Annotated in this window: 17 protein-coding genes; 9 read left to right on the forward strand and 8 right to left on the reverse strand. The window is 64.4% G+C overall.

Translation table 11 applies throughout. The features are described from left to right. Nucleotides 1–2 precede the first annotated feature (2 nt). Nucleotides 3–1292: a nucleotide sugar dehydrogenase gene (locus GRB80_RS04895; protein WP_132041054.1), complete on the forward strand. Its 1290-nt coding sequence runs from the start codon at nt 3–5 to the stop codon at nt 1290–1292. A 40-nt stretch (nt 1293–1332) separates the two neighbouring features. On the opposite strand, the gene GRB80_RS04900 is transcribed toward GRB80_RS04895, so the two are convergent. Continuing rightward, nucleotides 1333–1914 (reverse strand): superoxide dismutase, encoded by a 582-nt coding sequence (locus GRB80_RS04900; protein WP_161422732.1) that lies wholly within the window; start codon nt 1912–1914, stop codon nt 1333–1335. A 177-nt stretch (nt 1915–2091) separates the two neighbouring features. Here GRB80_RS04900 and GRB80_RS04905 point away from each other — a divergent pair, with 177 nt between their 5' ends. The 4 genes from GRB80_RS04905 to msrA are packed head-to-tail and all read left to right on the forward strand — an operon-like array spanning nt 2092 to nt 9502. Then, complete coding sequence (locus GRB80_RS04905) at nt 2092–2961, forward strand: hypothetical protein (protein WP_161422733.1); 870 nt, start codon at nt 2092–2094, stop codon at nt 2959–2961. Between the two features lie 50 nt (nt 2962–3011). Next, nucleotides 3012–4886, forward strand: a complete 1875-nt coding sequence (gene tamA, locus GRB80_RS04910; RefSeq protein WP_161422734.1) for an autotransporter assembly complex protein TamA — start codon at nt 3012–3014, stop codon at nt 4884–4886. Continuing rightward, the gene (gene tamB, locus GRB80_RS04915) at nt 4850–8875 is read left to right on the forward strand and encodes an autotransporter assembly complex protein TamB (protein WP_309663538.1); all 4026 of its coding nucleotides are present in this window, start codon (nt 4850–4852) and stop codon (nt 8873–8875) included. Before tamA ends, tamB begins: the two co-directional genes overlap by 37 nt. Before the next feature lie 12 nt (nt 8876–8887). Further along, nucleotides 8888–9502 (forward strand): peptide-methionine (S)-S-oxide reductase MsrA, encoded by a 615-nt coding sequence (gene msrA, locus GRB80_RS04920; protein ID WP_161422735.1) that lies wholly within the window; start codon nt 8888–8890, stop codon nt 9500–9502. 64 nt (nt 9503–9566) lie between these two features. Here msrA and GRB80_RS04925 read toward each other — a convergent pair whose 3' ends face one another. The 7 genes from GRB80_RS04925 to can form a co-directional block, all read right to left on the reverse strand. Further along, on the reverse strand, nt 9567–10493 hold the full coding sequence (locus tag GRB80_RS04925) for a LysR family transcriptional regulator (RefSeq protein ID WP_161422736.1): 927 nt from the start codon (nt 10491–10493) through the stop codon (nt 9567–9569). Between the two features lie 52 nt (nt 10494–10545). Beyond that, a complete protein-coding gene (locus GRB80_RS04930; RefSeq protein ID WP_161422737.1) occupies nt 10546–11613 on the reverse strand; it encodes an ABC transporter ATP-binding protein in 1068 nt (355 codons plus the stop codon). Continuing rightward, nucleotides 11610–12632, reverse strand: coding sequence for an ABC transporter ATP-binding protein (locus GRB80_RS04935; RefSeq protein ID WP_161422738.1), 1023 nt, complete (start codon nt 12630–12632; stop codon nt 11610–11612). Before GRB80_RS04935 ends, GRB80_RS04930 begins: the two co-directional genes overlap by 4 nt. Nucleotides 12633–12651: 19 nt before the next feature. Next, nucleotides 12652–13608 carry an ABC transporter permease gene (locus GRB80_RS04940; RefSeq protein ID WP_132041046.1) on the reverse strand — a complete coding sequence of 319 codons (957 nt, stop codon included), beginning with the start codon at nt 13606–13608 and terminating at the stop codon, nt 12652–12654. After that, a complete protein-coding gene (locus tag GRB80_RS04945; protein WP_132041045.1) occupies nt 13605–14651 on the reverse strand; it encodes an ABC transporter permease in 1047 nt (348 codons plus the stop codon). Before GRB80_RS04945 ends, GRB80_RS04940 begins: the two co-directional genes overlap by 4 nt. A 111-nt stretch (nt 14652–14762) precedes the next feature. Further along, complete coding sequence (locus GRB80_RS04950; protein WP_161422739.1) at nt 14763–16343, reverse strand: ABC transporter substrate-binding protein; 1581 nt, start codon at nt 16341–16343, stop codon at nt 14763–14765. A 219-nt stretch (nt 16344–16562) separates the two neighbouring features. Next, nucleotides 16563–17210, reverse strand: coding sequence for a carbonate dehydratase (gene can, locus GRB80_RS04955; protein WP_161422740.1), 648 nt, complete (start codon nt 17208–17210; stop codon nt 16563–16565). A 180-nt stretch (nt 17211–17390) separates the two neighbouring features. Between can and gorA the strand changes: the two genes are divergently transcribed. From gorA to GRB80_RS04975, 4 genes are all read left to right on the forward strand, one after another. Continuing rightward, nucleotides 17391–18770 carry a glutathione-disulfide reductase gene (gene gorA, locus GRB80_RS04960; RefSeq protein WP_161422741.1) on the forward strand — a complete coding sequence of 460 codons (1380 nt, stop codon included), beginning with the start codon at nt 17391–17393 and terminating at the stop codon, nt 18768–18770. A 375-nt stretch (nt 18771–19145) separates the two neighbouring features. Beyond that, nucleotides 19146–19724 carry a diaminobutyrate acetyltransferase gene (gene ectA / locus GRB80_RS04965; protein ID WP_132041041.1) on the forward strand — a complete coding sequence of 193 codons (579 nt, stop codon included), beginning with the start codon at nt 19146–19148 and terminating at the stop codon, nt 19722–19724. 89 nt (nt 19725–19813) lie between these two features. Then, nucleotides 19814–21079: a diaminobutyrate--2-oxoglutarate transaminase gene (gene ectB / locus GRB80_RS04970; RefSeq protein ID WP_132041040.1), complete on the forward strand. Its 1266-nt coding sequence runs from the start codon at nt 19814–19816 to the stop codon at nt 21077–21079. A 119-nt stretch (nt 21080–21198) separates the two neighbouring features. After that, complete coding sequence (locus GRB80_RS04975) at nt 21199–21588, forward strand: ectoine synthase (RefSeq protein ID WP_132041039.1); 390 nt, start codon at nt 21199–21201, stop codon at nt 21586–21588. Nucleotides 21589–21778 lie beyond the last annotated feature (190 nt).

Consider the following 21778-nt stretch of genomic DNA (forward strand, 5'->3'; position numbering starts at 1 on the left):
CCATGCGCGTGCTGGTTCACGGTAGTGAGCTATCCGCTGCGACCGCCGCCGCTGCCCTCAGCTGGGTAGGCCACCGAGTCACCTGGCTACCGCATGTCGACCAGCCCTGGTCAACGCTGCGCCGTGCCGACTGGCTGGTCGGCGAGCCGCGGCTGCTCGACCAGCTCGAGAGCGGGCTGGCCGACGGCAGCCTGCGCCTGGCGGAGAGTGCCGAAGAGGCGCTGCAACGCCCTCAGGAGGTAATCTGGCTATCCCTCTCCCCGGAGCAGCGCGGCGAGCTCGACACTCTCTTCATGGCGCTCGATGGCGTCGGCAACCAGCAGCGGTTGCTGGTCAACCACTCGACCTTTCCGGTCGGCGAGACCGAACACCTGGAGGGGCGTATGGGGGCTGGCAGCCACGCCGTGGCGCTGTCGGACATGATCGAGGAGGGGCGCGCCTGGGAGACCTTTACCCGCCCCAGTCGCTGGCTGCTGGGCTGTGATGATGATGGTGCCGAGGCCCGCGTACGCGAGCTGCTGCGTGCCTTCAACCGCCGCCAGGAGGTGGTTCAACGCATGCCCAGGCGTGCCGCCGAGCTGACCAAGCTGGCGATCAACGGCATGCTGGCCACTCGCATCAGCTACATGAACGAGGTGGCGGGCCTGGCCGACAGCCTGGGTGTCGATGTCGAGTTCGTGCGCCAGGGTATGGGGTCCGACTCACGCATCGGCTACGAGTACCTCTACCCGGGGTGTGGCTTCGGTGGGCCCAACTTCTCCCGTGACCTGATGCGCCTGGCCGATGTGCAGTCCGCCAGCGGGCGACGTTCGGCGCTGCTCGAGCAGGTGCTCGATATCAACGAGCACAAGAAGGAGACGCTGTTCCGCAAGCTGTGGGCTCACTTCCACGGCCGACTGGAGGGGCGTTGCGTGGCCATCTGGGGGGCGGCCTTCAAGCCCGGTACCGCGCGTATCGATCACGCCCCGGTGCTGAGCCTGCTGCGGGCGCTATGGGCGCAGGGGGTGCGCGTGCGTCTGCATGATCCGGCGGCCCTGCCGGCGCTGCGACAGGAGGTCGGCGATCACCCGCTGCTGGAGAGCATGGAAGGGGACCCGCTGGAAGCGTGTCATGGAGCCGACGCCCTGATGCTGGTCACCGAGTGGAAGGCCTACTGGAACCCGGACTGGCGTCGACTGGCCGACCTGCTGGAGGAGCGCCTGGTCCTCGATGGCCGCAATATCTATGACCCGGCATGGGTCGCCGCCCAGGGCCTTCACTACCGAGGCATCGGTCGCCGCGCCGATCCCTGAGCCAGCCATCAATGGTTCGCCGCCCCGCCTCCTGAGACAGTCAGCAGGCAGCGGGGGCGCTCAGGCCTGAGAAATTGGCGGCAGCGAAGCGCCAGTTGGCCAGTGCCCAGAAGGCGTCGAGGCCTGCCGCGGTGTCGGTATCCTGGCCGCCGGTCAGATGGTGGACCAGCAGGGGCGTCAGGCCACGGCTCAAGGGCAGATCGTGTACGTCGCCGGCCATCACCTCGAGTCTCTGGGCATCGCGTACCAGCCATACCCAACCACCGGGGGACGCATCGCTGGCGGCGGTGGCAATGGCCTGGCGCAAGCCGGTGATATCACCCCAACGTGCCGCGATGGCCTGGCCGAGGGCATCATCGGGTGCGCCACCCTGCGGCGACAGGGAGTGCCAATGGAAAATAAAGGCCCAGGCCTGGGCTGCCTGCCTGGCGAGCTCACCCTCGGCGCCAAGCAGAATGGCCTCCAGCGAGGCGTTCGCCCAGGGCGTGCCCTCCACCAGCTGGTTGAGTCGGGCCACGCAGGCGCGCTGGGTCTGACTGTGACGCTGGATAACCGTCTCACGGGAGAGGTGAGGTGCCAGGGCCTTGATGTCATAGGGTAGGGCAGGCAGTTCGAAAGGCATCGGGCTTCCTTGGGCGACGAAGGCGGTGACAGGTGCTGCGTTGGCGCCGCCCCGTGTGCCGACGAGCATAAACCCTTTACACTATCGCCGACCCATGGGCGATGCCTCCGGACCTCGCGGCATGATACCAGCTGCCCTACACACAGGCATCCGCCCCAGCCACACAAGGAGTAGAGCATGGCAGAGCGTCCGGAACCGCGCCGCTACACCGGACCGATCGTCCCGGATCCCGAGGCCAGCCTGGCGCCATACCGCCCGCGCTGGCCCGAGCCGCCGCGGATATGGCCGCTGTGGTTGCTGGTTCTGATCCTCGCCGGCGCCCTGGTCGTCATGGGCTGGTTCGGCTGGCAGGAGCACCAGCGCCTGGTATCCCAGAACACCCGACTGAGCGGTGAGCTCTCCAACATCCACGCTCGCTTCGATACCACCATCGGTGAGGGTGATGGCATCGATCGTCTGAAGGAGCGTGTCGAGGCCCTGACACGCCAGGATGAGACCCATGAGCGGCATTTCGACGTGGTCGAGGAGGATATTGCAGCGGGACTCGAGCGGCTGGAGGCTCTCGTCGAGGAGCAGAGAACACGGCTGACACGCATGGGGGAGGCCGCCGCTAACCGAGAGGCGCTGCTTTCGGCCTTTCAGGAGTCGCTCGATGCCCTGGAGCGTGCCGGAGAACAGGGGCGCCGTGCACTGGCCGAGCGCCTGGACCTGGTCAGTGAGAGCCACGATGCCAGCGTCCAGCGGCTCGCCGAGCTCCAGGGCCGAATTGTCGATGCTGCCGACCTCAACAGGGCGCGTGAAGAGCGGGAGGCAGCCGAAAGCCGTCTCGCCGCCGCCCAGGAAGCACAGCTTGCTCGCCTCGAGACGTTGCAGGCGCGCGTGGCAACACTGGCGGATGCGCTTGAAGGTGCCGGCGAGGCGCGGGAAGATAGGCAACAACAACAGGATGCCCTGCGATCACGCCTGGCTGCGCTGGAGACCGATATTGGCGAAATGCGGCGCAGCCAGCTAGCCCTCAGCGCCCGACTCGAGGCACTGCGGCCGTGAGGCTGATACCGTCGCATCCCCGGGAGTCGCAAACGACAAGGCGTAAGGATATGGAGAATCGGTTAGTGCTACGCCTGATCGCGGCGACGCTGATGCTAGGCCTGCTGCCTGCCTCGACGGTGCTGGCCATCGAGGCGCGGGTCGAGGGGCTCAAGGGTGACCCGGCGGCTAACATTCGTCATTACTTGGATGGGCTGGACGAGAGCCAGTACAGCCGAACACGGCTGGAGGGGGAGTCGCGGCGACGTGCCGCCGAGGCGATGCGCGCCTACGGCTATTACGAGCCGAAGATCGAGGCTCGCCTGGCCGAAGGAGAGCCGCCCGAGTATGTCGAGCTGACCATCGACCCGGGCCCAAGAGTACGCATCGAGACCCTCGACTTCCGACTCGAGGGGGATGCCCGGGAGGACCCTCCCTTTCAGAAAGCCATCGATGACTTTCCTCTGGCCGTCGGGGACCCCCTGGTGCATGCCCCTTATGACAGCCTGCGTGGCCGTCTGGCCAACCTCTCTCTGGAACGCGGTTACTTCGAGTGGCGCTATAGCGATCGTCGCATGGAGGTACGCCCCTTCGACGAAAGCGCTCGCCTCTACCTGACCCTGGATAGTGGTCCACGCTACCGTTTCGGCAATGTCAGCATCAGCGGTAGCCATATCGAGCCAGACCGACTACGCCGGCTGCTTCCCTTCACCCCGGGAGCCCCCTACCTGGCCGGTGAGCTGGCCACGTTCAACCAACGGCTCGGGCAGACCGAGTGGTTCCGCTCCGTCACCGTGAGACCGCGGCTGGAGAGTAGCTCTCTGGCGCTCGAGGAGGAGAGGGCGGGTTGGGCCGAGGCGGTGGCCAGCGAGGGGGGAACCCGCTATGGAGCCCGCTATGACACGACAACGCATGTATCGGCGGCAGGTCTGGAGGGCGTGACGGCGCTGGCCGCGCGTCAGGAAGAGCGTCCCTCTGTCCCCATCGATGTCAAGGTGGCCCCGGCCGACCGTCACCGTTTCGAGGTCGGGGTCGGCTATGCCACCGATGTCGGGCCTCGCATGCGCTTCTCATGGGACCAGCCGTGGATCAATCGCTATGGCCATGGGCTGGATCATGATCTCTATCTATCGGCGCCCCAGCAGCGCTTCGGGGGTGTCTATACACTGCCGCTCGATAACCCTCTGCGCGACAGCTACCGATTCCAGTATGGGCTCAGCCACAAGGACACCGATGATACGCGCTCCCTGGAGGCAACCCTGGAGGGGGCGCGACGCTGGGAGTTCGAGAACGGCTGGATCCAGCATCTCTATGTGCGTACCACCTACGAGGACTTCACCCAGGGTAACGATAACGAGCAGGTATTGCTGCTCTACCCGGGGATACGCTGGTCGCGTACCCGTACTCGCAATCCCACCTTTCCCAGCTGGGGCGACCGCCAACGGCTAAGTCTGGAGGTCTCCGACGGTCTGTGGGGTTCCGACGCCGACTTCGTACGCGTGACCGGAGAGTCACGCTGGATCCGCAAGATCGGTGCCGATAACCGTGTGGTGACCGGACTCGGTCTGGGAGCGATCGAAACCAGCGACTTCTCGCTGATTCCACCTTCGTTGCGCTTCTTCGCGGGTGGCGACAACAGCGTGCGTGGCTACGGCTACGAGAGCCTCTCGCCCCGCGATGACGAGGGCAAGCTCACCGGCGGTCAGCAGCTGCTGACCTATAGCCTGGAGTGGCAGCGCCGCGTGACCGGCGACTGGTGGGGCGCGGCCTTCGTCGATACCGGTGACGCCTTCGAGGAGTGGGGCCCCGACGATCTCAAGACCGGCGCCGGTCTAGGCGTGCGCTGGATATCACCGGTCGGACCGATTCGCCTGGATATCGCTCACCCCTTCGACGACGAGGACAATTCGTGGCGCCTACACTTCGCCATCGGTCCAGAGTTCTGAGCCTGCTCTGGTCGCTGTTTCGTTTACTGATCCTATTGCCCCTGTGGCTTCTTGGTCTGGTAATGCTGCTCCTGGGGCTGGGGCTCTCGCCATGGGGATTCGGGCTGCTGCTCGACCAGGGCGAGCGTATGGGGCTGCTCCAGGTGGATGCCTATGAGGGGGCACCCCTCGACCGGCTGCAGCTCGACGGCTTCGCCATGCAGGCCGGGCCAGCCAGCCTCTCCTTGGATCACTTCGAGCTCGCCTGGTCGGAGGAGTGCGTGCTGTCCGGTCGACTCTGCCTGGAGGTGCTCGGTGTCGAGGGCGCGCGGCTGCGTCTGGGTGATAGCGAGCCCACCGACGAGCCGCCGCCATCTCCCGCCGGCGACCCCCTCGCCGCCATCGCGCTGCCGTTCCCCATCGAGCTCAGGCGGCTCTATCTCGAGGACGTCGAGGTGCTGCTGGCCGATGGCACGCGCTTGAGCTGGGATCACTTCAGCACCGCGGCCGTGGCCGAAGGCGATACGCTCAGGCTGATGCCGACGCGTCTCTCCGGCACCCGACTGCGCCTACCGCTGACCCCGGGGGCACAGCTGGCACTGGCCGGGGGGGAGCGGGACGGACCTCGCCTCACGGCCACCGCCATCGATGCGGCCATCGCCGTGCGCTCACCGCTGCCCGATGAGGTGGCCGCGTCGGCGGAAGGCATGTCGGCCGCGGTCCTGGAGGAGCAGCCACGCCGCGCGCTGCCCGAGATCACTCTGCCGCTGAGGGTGGAGGTGCCCGAGCTGCTGGTGGAGGACAGCGCGGTGGAGGGCGCCGTGGAGTATGGGGTCGAGCGCCTGGCCCTCTCGCTGTTCGCGGAGGGGCACTCGGTGGAGGTGCGCCCGCTGGAGGTCTCGACACCCGATGGCGACGCCAGCCTCGAGGCCGCCATCGCGCTGACCGATGACTACCCGCTCGAGCTCCGACTCGAGAGCGCCCTGTGGCTACCGGAGTTGATGCCGGGGCTTGCCGGGCAGCGTATCGAACTGGGCCTGGACGGCACGCTTGCCGACCTGCTGATGCGCCTCGAGCTGAGTGGCCCGCTTGACCTCAAGCTGGATGCCCGGGCCGATCTCCTCGACCCCACGCTGCCGCTTACCGCCAGCCTGACCAGCGATCTGCTGCAGTGGCCACTACCCGGTCAACAGACCACCACCAACGCCGACGGCGTGGAGGTTGCCGTCGAGCCCTGGCTGGTCGAGGACCTGGTTCTGCGCCTGGAGGGCAGCCTGGTGGACTACCGCCTCGCCGCCTCACTCGATGCCGAAGGGCCCCAGCTACCCTTCACCCGCCTCGCCCTGACCGGCAGCGGCAATCTGACACATTTCGCCTGGAAGCCGCTGTCGCTTGCCATGAACGGTGCCTCCGTGATCAGCCGCGGGCGGATCGACTGGGAGGACGGCATCGGTGTCGATGCTCGCGCTCGCCTGGACAATGTCGACCCGAAGCCCTTTGTGGAGGGGCTGTCCGGTCGACTCGATGGCGACGTGGCGGTACGTTTTCGCCAGGGAGATGCCGGCTGGACGCTGGCGGTTCCCGAGCTGACCATCGACGGTGAGTTGCAGGAGCGAAACCTGGCCCTGCGTGCCGAACTCGCTGGCGACAGCGAAATGCGCTGGAACATCGAGAGCCTGAATTTTCGTCAGGGCGAGAACCGCCTGCAGCTGGCGGGGCGGGTCAGCGAGTCTGATATTGACCTCTCCGGCGAGGTCGACATGCCGAACCTGGCAAGCCTGCATGACGCGCTGTCTGGCCGCATCAGCGGTGGTCTCGAGGCCGCCGGCAGCCTTGAATCACCCAGCCTCGATCTGAACCTCGTTGGCGAGTCACTGGCCTTTGCCGAGAACCGACTCGTTGAGCTCAGGCTGGCCGGCCGGGTCAGCGGCTTCGAGGACCCCGCCATGGAGGCAACGCTGGAGCTTGCCGGCCTCGAGGCCGGTGGTCAGCGTCTCGACGAGGCCGTGCTGGCCCTGGATGGCCGGCTCTCCGAGCACCGCCTGACCCTGGAGGCCTCGGCGCCCCCCGGCATGCCGCTGTCACGGGCATCACTGGCCTTGGCGGCCGGACTCGACCAGGATCGAGGCCGCTACGCGGGACAGCTGTCCCGACTCGAGGTCGATGCCGAGCAGGGTGACCTGCGCCTGGCCGACCCAGCGGTGTTCACCGCCAACGTCGACCAGGGGAGTGCCCGCGTACAACCTTTCTGCCTGGTTCGGCAACAGGGCGGTGGCCTGTGCCTGGTGGAGCCCCTGGAAACCTCTCCAGCGGGTGGCGAACTGCGCCTCAGGCTCGCTGAGGTACCCATGGCACTCCTCGACCCCTTCCTGCCACAGGGCTGGGCGGCCCAGGGCAATACCGAGCTGGATCTCGATGCGAGCTGGGGCGCCGATGGCAGCTGGCGGGCGGAAGGCAGCCTGCAGAGCCGACTGGCACTCGACGGCCAGGACGCCTACGGCCAGCCCTGGTCTCTGCCGGAGGCACGGCTCGAAGGCGAAATCAGTGCCGATGACCAGGCCGCCGAACTGGCCCTCGAGCTCAATCTCGCCCAGGCCGGTGGGCTGGCACTGACGGCACGGGTCGATGACCCTGTCGACGAAGGGCGCCTCACGGGCCGGCTCTCTGTCGATGAGCTGCGTCTGTCGCCCTATCGTGATCTCGTTACCGGCATGGAGACTTTGGAGGGAAGGCTTACCGGTAATATCGACCTGGCCGGTCGGCTCGAGGCGCCCGAGATGCGCGGGCGCATCGCCCTGGCCGGCCTGAAGGCCAGCGGGGCCGATGTGCCGGTGGAGGTGCACGATGGTGAGTTTGGCATCGACCTCAACGGCACGGCGGCCACCATCGACGGCTACATTGCCGCCAAGGAGGGGCGCCTGAATATCGACGGCAATGCCGCCTGGCCATCGCCGGAGAAGTGGCGCGCCGATCTGTCGCTACGCGGCGTCGACCAGCCGGTACTGGCGGTGCTACCCGAGTTCGGACAGCTGCGCATCGCACCCGACCTGGAGATCCGAGCTCGCCCCACCTTGCTGCAGGTGCGTGGTGACGTCCAGGTGCCCTGGGCTCGCCTGGAAGTCGGCAAGCTGCCCCCCTCGGCGGTCGCCCCAAGTCCCGACGAGGTGATCATTACGCGCGAGGACGAAGAGCGGGCGCGACGTGAAGCTTCGAGCCCCGCGGCGGAGGCCGCCACTGGAGAAGATACCGCCGAGGCCATGGCCGCTGCCGGCATGGCCCTGGATGTGCAGATCGATCTGCGTCTGGGGCCGGATATGAAGCTCTCCGCCTATGGACTCGAGTCCGGTTTGTCCGGCACCCTGGAGGTGCGTCAGCAGGACGGGCCGGTACAGCTCTTCGGCGATGTCAACCTGGTGGATGGCCGCTTCCGTGCCTATGGGCAGGACCTGCTGATCCGCGAGGGCCAACTGCTGTTCAGCGGCCCGCCCGGGCAGCCACTGCTCAACTTCGAGGCGGTTCGCAATCCGGATGCGACCCGGGATGGGGTGGTCGCCGGCCTGCGCGTGACCGGTAGCGCCGCATCGCCCCAGCTCGCGGTATTCTCGGAGCCCTCCATGGACGAGGCGAGCGCACTCTCTTATCTGTTACGTGGACGGGCGCCCAACGATAGCGACACCGATGGGGCGCTGACCTCGGCACTGGTGGGGCTCGCCGTGGGGCAGGCCGGTGGCGCGGTGGGCGGCATCGGCAAGGCCTTCGGTGTCTCGGACCTGACCCTGGATACGGCGGGCAGCGGTGAAGATAGCCAGGTGACTCTCAGTGGCCAGCTGACCGACGATCTCGAGGTGCGCTACGGTGTCGGGGTCTTCTCGCCGATCGCCGAACTTACCCTGCGCTACAACATCTGGCGCAGCCTCTACCTGGAGGCGGTCTCCGGTACGAGCCAGGCGGTGGATCTGATCTACACCTTCAGCCGTTCCGGCAACCCAAGAATTCTCGATGACAACTAGGAGAGACGTACCATGACGCTGGATCCCTCCCGGGCCCTGCCCGGGCGCGACATACCACTCGCCATCAGCGGCGTGCACGCGGTCAATGGCCGCTCCATGCTGCCGCCTTTTCCCGACCGGCTGCAGGAGGTCGTGCTGGGCCTGGGCTGCTTCTGGGGAGCCGAGCGGCTGTTCTGGCAACTGCCAGGCGTCTACGTCACCGCCGTGGGTTATGCCGGCGGCGTAACGCCCAACCCCACCTACGCGGAGTGCTGCAGCGGACTCACTGGCCATGCAGAGGTGGTCCGGGTCATCTTCGACCCGGCCGAGATCAGCCTCGAGCAGCTGCTGCAACAGTTCTGGGAGGCCCATGACCCCACCCAGGGAAATCGCCAGGGCAACGATATCGGACCTCAGTACCGCTCTGTGATCCTGACGACCGACGAGTCACAGCAGGCGCTTGCGCTGCAGACCCGCGATGCCTATCAGCAGGCGATCTCGCGAGCCGGAGGAGGGAACATCACCACCGAGATTGCACCCCTCACGACCTTCTATTATGCCGAGGAGGATCACCAGCAGTATCTTCACAAGCGACCCGACGGCTACTGCGGACTCCGCGGCACAGGGGTCAGCTGCCCCATCGCCTGAAGTGGCTTGCACCAGGGAGCCCGGATCAGACATGCCCTTCAATCGGGCTGGTTAATAAGACTGGCTAATCGGGTTGGCTATTATCGAGCTGACCCACAGAGACGAGCGCATCCCACAGGGCTGACACCGCTGGCTGCTGGTTGTCGGCACGACGAAACAGCACAATGTCCATGGGTACCTGCCAGCGTTCACCACCGGCCGGCACCAGGGTCCCCTGGGCCAGTGCATCCCGTACGCTGGATTCGGGTAGCCAGCCCAGGCCGTAGCCCAGGGAGACCAGCTCACGGATATTGCTGCTCTGGATGCTCTCGTTGAGGATGCGGAAGTCGGGGGTGTCGTCGAGCCGGGCGAGATGGGTGCGGATCGCGGCATCGGTCAGCCCACGGGGGTGGTAGGCGATCAGCGGCAGGCTCGAGGCCCCCTCCAGAGAGAAGCGTGGCTCCCCGTCCGGGTCCGGCAGGGAGAGCGGAACCATTCGCTCGCCGGCGAGCCGCCAGGAGAGGTAGTCCTGGGTATCCGGCTCGATGCCACACGGCGAGCACGGCCAGTAGCACAGCACCAGGTCGCACTCATCCTGGGCCAGGGCGCGAAAGAAGTCATCGACCAGCCAGCCGGTGGCGCGCAGGTCGGGGACAATGGGCGGCGGCGCCGGCCACCGGCCAAGCCACCCAGGCAGGAAGTGGCTCAACAGGCTCTGGGGGGCCGCCAGGCGAATGCGCCCGGCGTGCTGGTCGGCGAGATGAGCCAGCCGCCGCCGGCTCTCGGCCACCCGCTGCGTGACATCATGGCATAGCGCCAGGAACTCCTCCCCGGCCGGGGTCAGGGAGAGGGGCAGCGTCTGACGGTTGACCAGTACGGTGCCCATCTCCTCCTCGAGCAACTTGATACGGCGTGAGAACGTCGGTTGGGTGACGTTCTGCTGCTCGGCGGCCCGCGAGAAGTGTCGCGTTCGCGCCAGCGCCATGAAATCCTCGAGCCAGCGCAACTCCATGTCATCTCCCGTCGACGAGCCAAAAGGGCATTATGCCAGATGCCCCGGGGGCTCAGTCGATTCGACCCTCCTCGACCCCATGACAGGCGACCTGGCTGCCATCGTCGCGGGCGATCAGCCTGGGAACCTCCTCACGGCAACGCGCATTGGCGTGCGGGCAGCGGGCGTGGAAGACGCACCCCGAGGGCAGATGTACCGGGGTGGGCACCTCGCCTTCCAGACGAATGTGCTGGGGGCGCTCATCCTCCAGGCGGGGGATTGCCGACATCAGCGCCTGGGTGTAGGGGTGGCGCGGGGTGGCAAACAGCGTCGCGGTCGGAGCCACTTCACACACCCGGCCCAGATACATTACCGCCACTCGAGTACCGAAATGTTCGACCACGGCGAGATCATGGGTGATGAACAGGTAGGTGAGGTTGCGGTCTCGCCGCGCATCCATCAGCAGGTTGAGCACCTGGGCCTGGATGGAGACGTCGAGGGCAGAGATTGGTTCATCGGCGACGATAAACTCGGGGTCCACCGCCAGGGCCCGGGCGATGGCGATGCGCTGACGCTGGCCCCCGGAGAACTCATGGCCGTAGCGCTTGCCCCAGTCCGCGGCGATACCCACCGACTCCATGACCTCGTCGACCTGATCGCGGACCCGCTGGCGGCTCCAGTCGGGATGGTGCAGCCGAATCGGCTCCTCCAGCGTCTGCTGAATGGTCATGCGCGGATTGAGCGACGCATAGGGGTTCTGGAAGATCATCTGCATGCGCCGCCGATAGGGCATCAGCGCCTGGGTCGTGAGATCGTCGATGCGCTCGCCGGCATAGCGGATCTCACCCGCCGAGGGGTGCAGCAGCCCCATCACGGTACGTGCTACCGTGGACTTGCCACAGCCCGACTCGCCGACCACACAGAGGGCCTCGCCGCGCTGGATCTCCAGGTCGACGCCGTTGATGGCGTGAACATGCTCCTGCTCGCGCACGAGCTTGCCACCCTTGAACTTGAGCTGCTCGAGGAAGTCACCGGAGAGCGAGAAGCGCTTCTCCAGACCACGAATCTCGAGCAGTGGCTGCCCGCTGTCGGCGGGGGAGTTACTCGCCTCCGGACGGGGGCTGGATAGGGTATCGGTCATCGAGACGTCTCCTGTGCCGGAATGCGCTCCTGGCCCTGCATCTCGGCCACCATATGACAGGCCGCCTGGCAGTTGCCGGAGGCGACGAATCCGGGCACCTCACTACGGCAGGTCGTGCGCTCGCTGCCATCCGGTCGTTGCGTGAAGCCGCAGCGCGGATGAAAGGCGCAGCCGCTGGGCAGGTTGTCCAGTGACGGCATGCTGCCGGGGATCTGGTTCAGGCGGCTGCCCGGTGTGGCCATCTGGGGCAGGGCATTCATCAGCCCCTGGGTGTAGGGGTGTTGGGGATCGTTGATGATCTCGCGTGTCGGCCCCTGCTCGATCACGCGACCGGCGTACATCACCAGCATGCGCTGGGTCACCTGGCTGACCACGCCAAGGTCGTGGGTGATCAGGATCAGACCGACATTGTGCTTTTCGCACAGCGAAAGCAGCAGGTCCATGATCTCGGCCTGGATGGTCACGTCCAGCGCCGTGGTGGGCTCGTCGGCGATGATGATATCCGGGTCAAGCAACAGGGCGATGGCGATGATCACCCGCTGTCGCATGCCACCCGAGAGCTCATGGGGGTACTGATCCAGGCGCGCCTCGGGCGAAGGGATATGTACCTGTTCGAGCTTGCGCAGGGCGATGGCCCGCGCCTCGCGACGCCCGATGCGACGATGCGCCTTGAGACACTCGACCATCTGCTCGCCGATCGAGAGCACCGGATTGAGCGTCATCATCGGATCCTGGAAGATCATCGAGATGCGGTTGCCGCGGATCTGGCGCAGATGGCGGTCGCGCATCCCGATCAGCTCCTGGCCGTCGAAACGAATGCTGCCGCCGGCGATATAACCGGGCTTGGCGATCAGGTTAAGCAGGCTGAATGCCGCCACCGACTTGCCGGCGCCGGATTCACCGACGATACCCAGCCGCTCGCCCCGGTCGAGTGTGAAGCTGACGTCGCGCAGGGCCTTGACATCGCCCCGACGCAGGGCAAAGCGCACGTCGAGTTGGTTGACTTCGAGAAGTGACATGGAAACTCCGTAGGCGTCATCAGCCCTTGTAGAGGCGAGGGTTGAGCACGTCGCGCAGCCAGTCGCCGAGCAGGTTGATCACCAGTACCAGGACAACCAGCACGGCACCCGGAATCAGGGTGATCCACCAGGAGCCCGACTGGATGTAATCGAAGCCCGACTTGATCAGCGAACCCAGCGACGGGTGGGTCTCCGGCATGCCAAGCCCCAGAAAGGAGAGGGCGGCCTCGGAGATGATGGCGTTGGCCACCTGTACCGTGGAGATGACGAAAATCGGTGACAGGGTGTTGGGCAAAATATGGCGGAACATGATGCGTCGACTGGGCAGTCCCATGGTGCGTGCGGCGTCCACGTACTCCTTGCCCTTCTCGGCGAGCACCGAGGCGCGGACGGTGCGGGCATACTGCGGCCATTCGGCCAAGCCGATGATCAATACCAGCAAGGGGACGGCGTAGGTGCTGAAGGTGGCACCGCCGAAGATTGCCTTGACCAGGGCACCCACCACGATGGCCACCATCAGCGTGGAGAAGGAGAGCTGGATATCGGCCAGCCGCATCAGAAAGGCATCGATCCGCCCGCCCAGGTAGCCGGCCAGCAGGCCGAACACCACACCCAGCAGGGCCTGTAGCGCCACGGCACCGAAACCGATGATCAGCGACACCCGGGCGCCGTACAGGATGGTGGAGAGCAGGTCGCGCCCCTGGGCATCAGTACCCATCACATAGGCGGGGTCACTGCCATCGATCCAGAAGGGCGGCAGCTCCGAGGCCAGGATATCGATCTGGGCCAGATCATAGGGGTTCATCGGTGCCAGCCACGGCGCCAGCACCGCACAGGCCACGAAGACGATGAAGACCAGCAGGCTGACTTGGGCGATCGGATCGCGCTTGAAGCTGTAGAGCAGGTAGGAGTCGCGCAGGCGCTCCCAGCGGCTTGGCAGGGGTGGGGCTTGCACGGGGGAGGTCTGGGTGGTCATGCGGGCTTCCCTGTGAGCTTGACGGTGGGGTTGACCAGGCCATAGATCAGGTCGACCAGCGTATTGGTGATCACGAAGATCAGGCCCACGATCATCAGGTAGGTGATGATCAGCGGGATATCAGAGCGGTTGATGGCATTGAGGAACATCAGCCCCATGCCGGGCCACTGGAACACGGTCTCGGTCAGGATGGTGTAGGCCACCAGGGTGCCGATCTGTACGCCGCCTACGGTGATCACCGGCAGCATGGTGTTCTTGAGCGCATGCAGGAAGTAGATGCGCCGCAGGCTGATCCCCTTGGCCCGGGCGAACTTCACGTACTCCGACTGCAGGACCTCGAGCATCTCGGCACGAATCAGACGGATAAACAGCGGCAGCATGATCGATGCCAGCGAGATGGACGGCAGCACCAGATAGACGAGGCCCTCGGTAGAGGCGAAGTTGGTGTACCAGGTGCCGACGACATGCACAGGGTCACCACGGCCGTAGGCGGGCATCCCCCCCTCGGTGGAGACCAGACCGTTGAGCCAGCTGCCCCAGCCCGTCTCCCCGGGGAAGGGGGACCAGCTGACGCCGATGGAGAACAGCTGAATCAGCACGATGGCGGTGAGAAAGACCGGTATGGAGATGCCGACGATCGAGGCCCCCATGAAGAATCGCGACAGCCAGGCGCGCGGTTTGATGGCGCTGTAGACCCCGATGGGGACCGACAGCAGCACGATCAGCAGCGTGGTCGCCGCCACCAGCTCCAGCGTAGCGGGCAGGTGGCGCAGTACCACGTCGGTGGTCGGCTCGTTGAAGATGTAGGAGTAGCCGAAGTCCAGCTGAACGGCATTCCTCGCAAAGCGCAGGTACTGGACCAGGAAGGGGTCATTGAGCCCCAGCTCCTCGCGCAGGATCTCGCGCTCGCTCTCGGGCACCGACTGGCCGACCATCTGCTGAATGGGGTCGCCGAGGTTGTCCTGAATCGAGAAGGCGATAAGGCTGATGACGAACATCACCAGCAGCGCATGGAAGAGGCGCTTGATCAGAAAGGCGATCATGAAGGTGTCCTGTGGGCATACAGGCAGCAACGGATTCGCGGGCGATGGCCGTTGCTCGTTGGTTGGGGGAGTGACTGGGGGTGATGCCGGCCCGCCGGGCCGGCATCAGGATCACTCGTCCTCGTTGATGACCAGGTCCCCGAGGTAGGGGAAGTTCATCACATTGAGCACCGGCTCGATATCCACGTTGGCTGCCGAGGCCCAGGCCAGATCCTGCCAGTGCAGGGGCACGACGGCGGCCTCGTCGTAGAGGGTCTGCTCGACCTGTTTCAGCATCTCGGCGCGCTTCTCGAGGTCGACCTCGAGATTGGCCTCGGCCACCAGCTTGTCGAGCTCCGGGTTGCAGTAGTTGCCGGCGTTGTACTGGCCGGCACCGGTGTCGGCATCCGGACAGGCGGTCAGGTACTCATGGAAGTTGGCGCTGTCCTCGGTATCGGCATGCCAGCCAATCATCATCATATCGGCGGCGCGGTCATCAAACTCGCCCCAGTACTGCGCCTTGGGCAGGGTCTTGAGGTCCACGTCGACATTGATGCGCGCCAGCATGGTGGCCACGGCCTGGGCGATCTTGGCATCGTTCACATAGCGGTTGTTGGGCGCCATCATGGTGATCTCGAAGCCATCGGCGTAGCCGGCCTCCTCCATCAGGGCCTTGGCCTTCTCAAGGTCGTAGCGACGCTCCAGCGAGTCGATATGGCCGGCATACCCCTCGGGGGAAAACTGGGCCGCGGGGGTGGCAAAGCCCTTCATCAAGCGGTCGGCGATGGCGTCCTGGTTGACGGCATAGGCAAAGGCCTGACGAACCTTCGGATCCTTGAAGGCCTCGACACGCTCCTGATTCATATGGAAGAAGATGATACGGGTGCCGGAGAGGGTGACCAGCTGGACGTCCTCGCTCTGGCGCACGCGCTCGAGATCATTGGGCGGTACGGGGGCAATGAAGTCGACGTCACCGGAGAGCAGGGCGGCCACACGGGTCGCGTTTTCGCTGATCGGGGTCAGCACGATGGTATCGACATTGCCCGGTGACTCGCTATCCCAGTAGTTGGGGTTACGTGCGAACTCCATGCGGGTGCCCTTGCGATGCTCGACGACCGTGTAGGGCCCGGTACCGGAAAGGTTCGAGGAGGCGAAGGAGTTGCCGTTCTTGACGATCTCGTCCTTGGGGTCGCCATCGTCATCGTTGCCGGAGTAGAACTCGCTATCCATCGGGAAGATGTAGGTGGCGAGATTGAGCAGCAGCGGGTAGGGCTCGGCGGTCTTGAATTCGACGGTGGTCTCGTCGATAGCAGTGACACTCTCGATGGGAGTGAAGATCGCCTTGAAATCGGGGCTCCGCTTGAGACGCTCCACGGTCCACACCACATCCTCGGCGGAGAAGGCGTTGCCGCTGTGGAACTCGACCCCGTCACGCAGGGACATGCGCATGGTGGTGTCGTCCACCTGCTCCCACTCCGTGGCCAGGCGTGGCTCGAACTCGAGATCCTTGGTCCAGCGAACCAGCGGGTCGTGTGTCATGTGCGAGAGTTGCAGGATGCCACCGGAGAGCTGCTCGTGAATATCCAGCGAGACCGGGTCCGCATCATAGGCCATGCGCAGAGTGGTCTCGGCGCTGGCAACGGCGGGCAACATGGCGGCGCCGGTCATGGTGGCGCCAACGACGGCAGCCAGAAGGGTGCGCTTGAACATCATGTCGGGTTCCCTTTACAAGGATTGTTGTTGGTGCGCGATCACCGCACACGGCTGTTGCACACCTCAACATAGAGACCCGACAGGGTGGGGTACAATCGAAATTCCGAGTGGCGTCATGCGCTGGATGAATTGACCACTCTTGTCTTATACGAAAGTAGAACATGGGTGCCGCCGCCTCCTGGCAACGGCACCATGCCCATTCAGACATCAGGTCAGGAATCAGCCCACCGGGCTGGCACGCTTGATCCGATAGAGATCGGCCGCCTCGTCCAGGCCGGCGATGGTACAGTCGAGATCCTTGACGCGACCGTCGGACAGCCCATAGACCCAGCCGTGAATCCAGATCTGCTGCCCACGCTGCCAGGCATGCTGGATGATCTTGGTACGACTCAGGCGCTGCACCTGGGAGCAGGCGTTGAGCTCGCACATGCGATTCACCCGCTCATCCGGAGAGAGCGGCTCCAGCTCGTCACGGTACTGGTGATAGAGCTCACGCACCGAGTGCAGCCAGTTGTCGACCATGCCATTGTCGCCGCCCTCGATGGCCGCACGGATACCACCACAGCCATAGTGCCCCACGACCATGATATGGCGCACCTGAAGGACATCGACGGCGTACTGCAGCACCGACAGTGCATTGAGATCATTATGGTGGATCAGGTTGGCGACGTTGCGGTGGACGAAGACCTCGCCGGGAGGCAGATCGATGATCTGGTTGGCGGGGACTCGACTGTCCGAACAGCCGATCCAGAGATAGTCGGGATTCTGCTGATTCGATAGCCGGGTAAAAAAGTCAGGGTCATTCCGGTTGACCTTGTCGGCCCAGGCACGGTTGTTCTCCAGCAGGGACTCGATTTCCTTTCTCATGAGATGACCTCAAGGCAGGTGGGCGTCATAGGGTGGCATTTTTTACTCCTCCCCGGCATGGCGGTCAACAATAAAACGGGAAGGTCATCCAGACGACCGCGCCATCCCGCCACACTCCTATGGCTGCTATCATCGGCGCCTTGAATCCAGGGCCCAGTGCCCACGACAGGGAGCAGCATCGTGTCCGAACTCGATTCCACCACCCATGACTGGGACCTCTTCGTGATCGGCGCCGGCTCCGGCGGTGTGCGGGCGGCGCGTACCGCCGCGGCTGCCGGTGCCCGGGTCGCCGTCGCGGAGGATCGCTATCTCGGCGGTACCTGCGTCAATGTGGGCTGTGTGCCCAAGAAGCTTTACTCCTATGCCGCTCACTTCCATGACGCCTTCGAGGATGCAGGGGGCTTCGGTTGGTACCTGCCCGAACCACCACGCTTCGACTGGCCGACGCTACGGGATAACAAGGTCGGCGAGATCAAGCGCCTGAACGGCATCTATGCCCGGCTGCTCGACGGGGCGGGAGTGAGCCTTATCAACGGCCGTGCTCGGGTGCTCGACGCCCACCATGTGGCAGTGGGTGATGAGATCTACAGCGCCGAGAAGATTCTGGTCGCCGTGGGCGGCTGGCCCTGGGTTCCTGAGTTCCCCGGTAGCGACCTGGCGCTCAACTCGAACGATATCTTCGACCTGGCAGAGTTTCCGAAGCGCTTTCTGGTGCTGGGAGGCGGCTATATCGCGGTAGAGTTCGCCAGTATCTTCAATGGCCTGGGCAGCGAGACTCACCTGATCTATCGAGGAGAGCTGTTCCTGCGTGGCTTCGACCAAGAGGTGCGCGAGTTCACCCGTGATCAGATGGCCGAGCGGGGCGTTCAGCTTCATTTCGAGACCAATATCGAGCGAATCGACAAGAGCGAGGAGGGCCTGCGGGTCACCCTGACCGATGACCAGATCCTGGAAGTGGATGCGGTGCTCGCCGCTACCGGACGGCGACCACACCTGGAAGGACTGGGGCTGGATACCCTGGGGGTGGCGCTGGATGACAGCGGCCATATCCGGGTCAACGAGCGATTCGAGACGTCGGTCTCCTCGATACTCGCCCTGGGCGATGTGACGGGTGGGCCGGAGCTGACGCCGGTGGCGCTCGCCGAGGCGATGCATCTGGTGCGCTGCCACTTCGAGGAGACTCCACCTGCCGCACCGCTGGACTACCGCCACATCCCCACGGCGGTATTCTGTCACCCCAATATCGGTACCGTCGGCCTCTCCGAGGAGCAGGCCCGCGAGCAGTGTGGCCAGATTCGCGTCTACACCGCCAACTTCCGCCCCATGAAGCACACCCTCTCGGGCAGCAGCGAGCGCTGCCTGATGAAGCTGATCATCGACGATGCCAGCGACGTGGTGGTCGGTGCGCACATGGTGGGCGAGGAGGCCGGCGAAGTGATTCAGGGCATCGCCATCGCCGTCAAGGCGGGACTGACCAAGGCCGAGTTCGACGCCACCGTGGGCATTCACCCTACCGGCGCCGAGGAGTTCGTCACCATGCGCACGCCGACACGGCGCTAAACCGGTTAACCAGGGCCGCCTTCGGGCGGCCCTTTTCGTTGAGGCCGGTGCCGTCAGGCTGGTCTAGACTGGAGGTATGGGCAGGAGCGGTCGGTTGATATCACGGCTCTTGGAGCTGGCCACCATCGCCGGAAACCATATGGGAATATCGGCTGGTAGTCCTGCTAAGCACATTGGCTGGCAGTCCTGTATAGCTGAATTGGGTGGACCTTTCCAAGCATCGCTAGCGGGTTTTATCCAGCCATCGGTTAAGACTTCGGTATCGCCTCGCATAATTTTTTATTATGGATACTGCCCTATAAAATAATCGCAAATTTGAGATTTGCCGAACGCTTGGTATACTTCCTGCCGACATCGCCGAAGCGAACACCGCCAATGATGACATTGACCGAGCCCTTCACACCTTCAGCCGACCTTGCACGTCCCACCGTCGCCGACGAAGTGGTCGACGCTGATGCCAGTGACCTGTTTATCCGCAAGCCCAACCCCGATGATGGCTGGGGAATCTATGAACTGGTCAAATCCTGCCCGCCCCTCGACGTCAACTCTGCCTACGCCTATCTGCTGCTGGCTACACAGTTTCGTGACACCTGCGCGGTGGCCACGGACGAGGAGGGCGAGGTCGTCGGTTTCGTTTCGGGATATGTGAAGAGCAACGCCCCGGATACCTATTTCCTCTGGCAGGTCGCCGTCGGTGAGAAGGCACGTGGCACCGGCCTGGCCCGGCGTCTGGTCGAGGCGATCATGAGCCGACCCGAACTTGCCGAGGTCCACCACCTCGAGACGACCATTACTCCCGACAACCAGGCCTCCTGGGGGCTGTTTCGCCGCCTGGCCGATCGTTGGCAGGTGCCGCTGAACAGCCGCGAATACTTCTCCACCGACCAGCTTGGTGGCGAACACGATCCCGAGAACCTGGTCCGGATCGGCCCCTTTCAGACAGACCGACTCTGACGCTCGTCTCTTTTCCGCTTGACCGCGAGGACGCGCTTGCGCCTCGCGCCTTGTCACACTCCATCATTCCGCTACACAGGAGGTCTACGATGCAGACCCAGATCCTCGAACGCATGGAATCTGACGTTCGTACCTACTCGCGCTCCTTCCCGGTAGTCTTCACCAAGGCGAAGAACGCCCGCCTGACCGACGAAGAGGGTCGCGAGTACATCGACTTTCTGGCCGGTGCCGGCACCCTGAACTACGGGCACAACAACCCCAAGATCAAGCAGGCCCTGCTCGACTATCTGGCCGAAGACAATATCATCCACGGTCTGGACTTCTTCACCGCCGCCAAGCGCCGTTATCTCCAGGCTCTCGATGAGATCATCCTCAAGCCGCGAGGCCTCGACTACAAGGTGCAGTTCCCCGGGCCCACCGGCACCAACGCCGTCGAGGCGGCCATTCGCCTGGCACGCAACGCCAAGCAGCGTCACAACATCGTGACCTTCACCAACGGCTTTCACGGCGTGACCATGGGGGCACTCGCCACCACCGGTAACCGCAAGTTCCGTGAGGCCACCGGTGGCGTCCCCACGGTGGGAGGCTCCTTCATGCCCTATGACGGTTACCTGGGCGATGGCACCGACACCCTGGACTACTTCGAGAAGCTGCTGAGCGACAAGTCCGGTGGCCTCGATGTGCCGGCTGGGGTCATTGTCGAGACCGTGCAGGGGGAGGGCGGTATCAATGCCTGTGGCCTCGACTGGCTCAAGCGTCTCGAACAGATCTGCCGTGCCCATGACATCCTGCTGATTGTCGACGACATCCAGGCGGGCTGCGGACGTACCGGCAAGTTCTTCAGCTTCGAGCACGCCGATGTCGTGCCGGATATCGTGACCAACTCCAAATCGCTCTCCGGGCTTGGCCTGCCGTTCTCCCAGGTCCTGATGCGCCCCGAGCTGGATGTCTGGAAGCCGGGACAGTACAACGGTACCTTCCGAGGCTTCGCGCTGGCATTCACCACGGCCGCCGCCGCGATCGAGAACTACTGGACCGATGACAGTTTCGCTAAGGAGGTACAGCGCAAGGGAGAGGTCGTCTCCGAGCGTTTCGCCAAGATTGCCGCCTGGATAAGCGAACAAGGCATCGAGGCCTCCGAACGAGGGCGTGGTCTGATGCGTGGCATCGATGTGGGCAGTGGCGAGATCGCCGACAAGATCACCCACCAGGCGTTCGAGAACGGGCTCGTCATCGAGACCAGCGGCCAGGACGGCGAGGTGGTCAAGTGCCTTTGCCCGCTGACGATTTCCGATGAGGACCTGCAGAAGGGTCTGGATATTCTCGAGCAAAGTGCCAAACAGGCGCTAAGCTGAGAGCGCGATTAGTATGGTACGAGTGAGCCGCAATGTCGGCTCACTTTATGAATAGTCTATCGTTTCCCCAAGAGCGGAAAACAACCCATGCCAAGTAGCAACATTCAAGGAGAGAACCCATGATCGTTCGTAATCTCGAGGAGTGCCGCAAGACGGATCGCCTGGTCAAGGCGGAGAACGGCAACTGGGACAGCACCCGGCTGTCACTGGCCGACGATGGCGGCAACTGCTCGTTCCACATCACCCGCATCTACGAAGGCACCGAGACCCATATCCACTACAAGCACCACTTCGAAGCGGTCTACTGCATCGAAGGTGAAGGCGAGGTGGAGACCCTGGCCGACGGCAAGATCTGGCCGATCAAGCCGGGCGACATCTATATCCTCGACCAGCACGACGAACACCTGCTGCGTGCTACCAAGACCATGCATCTGGCCTGCGTCTTTACCCCTGGGCTAACCGGCAACGAAGTCCACCGGGAAGATGGCTCCTACGCACCGGCCGAGTAATCGGCGGCGCTGAGTCATAAACGCTGCCGCAAGTTGTGTAACGGGCCCCGACAAGCATCGTCGGGGCCCGTTATGTGTCGGGATGAGAAGCCATCGGCAGCGGCAATGCCGTAATTCGCATAATGTATATTATGTTAAATTGGATGATGCAAAACTCCCCAAAGCCTCCTGAAACTCATGTGCTTCGGCC

Origin of the sequence: Halomonas icarae, assembly GCF_009901955.1 — a bacterium.
GTDB classification, from domain to species: domain Bacteria; phylum Pseudomonadota; class Gammaproteobacteria; order Pseudomonadales; family Halomonadaceae; genus Halomonas; species Halomonas icarae.

Bases quoted from the DNA above. Each gene is read 5' to 3' on its own strand.
- GRB80_RS04895 (WP_132041054.1), top strand. From the start codon at position 3: ATGCGCGTGCTGGTTCACGGTAGTGAGCTATCCGCTGCGACCGCCGCC.
- GRB80_RS04900 (WP_161422732.1), bottom strand. From the start codon at position 1,914: ATGCCTTTCGAACTGCCTGCCCTACCCTATGACATCAAGGCCCTGGCA.
- GRB80_RS04905 (WP_161422733.1), top strand. From the start codon at position 2,092: ATGGCAGAGCGTCCGGAACCGCGCCGCTACACCGGACCGATCGTCCCG.
- tamA (WP_161422734.1), top strand. From the start codon at position 3,012: ATGGAGAATCGGTTAGTGCTACGCCTGATCGCGGCGACGCTGATGCTA.
- msrA (WP_161422735.1), top strand. From the start codon at position 8,888: ATGACGCTGGATCCCTCCCGGGCCCTGCCCGGGCGCGACATACCACTC.
- GRB80_RS04925 (WP_161422736.1), bottom strand. From the start codon at position 10,493: ATGGAGTTGCGCTGGCTCGAGGATTTCATGGCGCTGGCGCGAACGCGA.
- GRB80_RS04930 (WP_161422737.1), bottom strand. From the start codon at position 11,613: ATGACCGATACCCTATCCAGCCCCCGTCCGGAGGCGAGTAACTCCCCC.
- GRB80_RS04935 (WP_161422738.1), bottom strand. From the start codon at position 12,632: ATGTCACTTCTCGAAGTCAACCAACTCGACGTGCGCTTTGCCCTGCGT.
- GRB80_RS04940 (WP_132041046.1), bottom strand. From the start codon at position 13,608: ATGACCACCCAGACCTCCCCCGTGCAAGCCCCACCCCTGCCAAGCCGC.
- GRB80_RS04945 (WP_132041045.1), bottom strand. From the start codon at position 14,651: ATGATCGCCTTTCTGATCAAGCGCCTCTTCCATGCGCTGCTGGTGATG.
- GRB80_RS04950 (WP_161422739.1), bottom strand. From the start codon at position 16,343: ATGATGTTCAAGCGCACCCTTCTGGCTGCCGTCGTTGGCGCCACCATG.
- can (WP_161422740.1), bottom strand. From the start codon at position 17,210: ATGAGAAAGGAAATCGAGTCCCTGCTGGAGAACAACCGTGCCTGGGCC.
- ectA (WP_132041041.1), top strand. From the start codon at position 19,146: ATGATGACATTGACCGAGCCCTTCACACCTTCAGCCGACCTTGCACGT.
- ectB (WP_132041040.1), top strand. From the start codon at position 19,814: ATGCAGACCCAGATCCTCGAACGCATGGAATCTGACGTTCGTACCTAC.
- GRB80_RS04975 (WP_132041039.1), top strand. From the start codon at position 21,199: ATGATCGTTCGTAATCTCGAGGAGTGCCGCAAGACGGATCGCCTGGTC.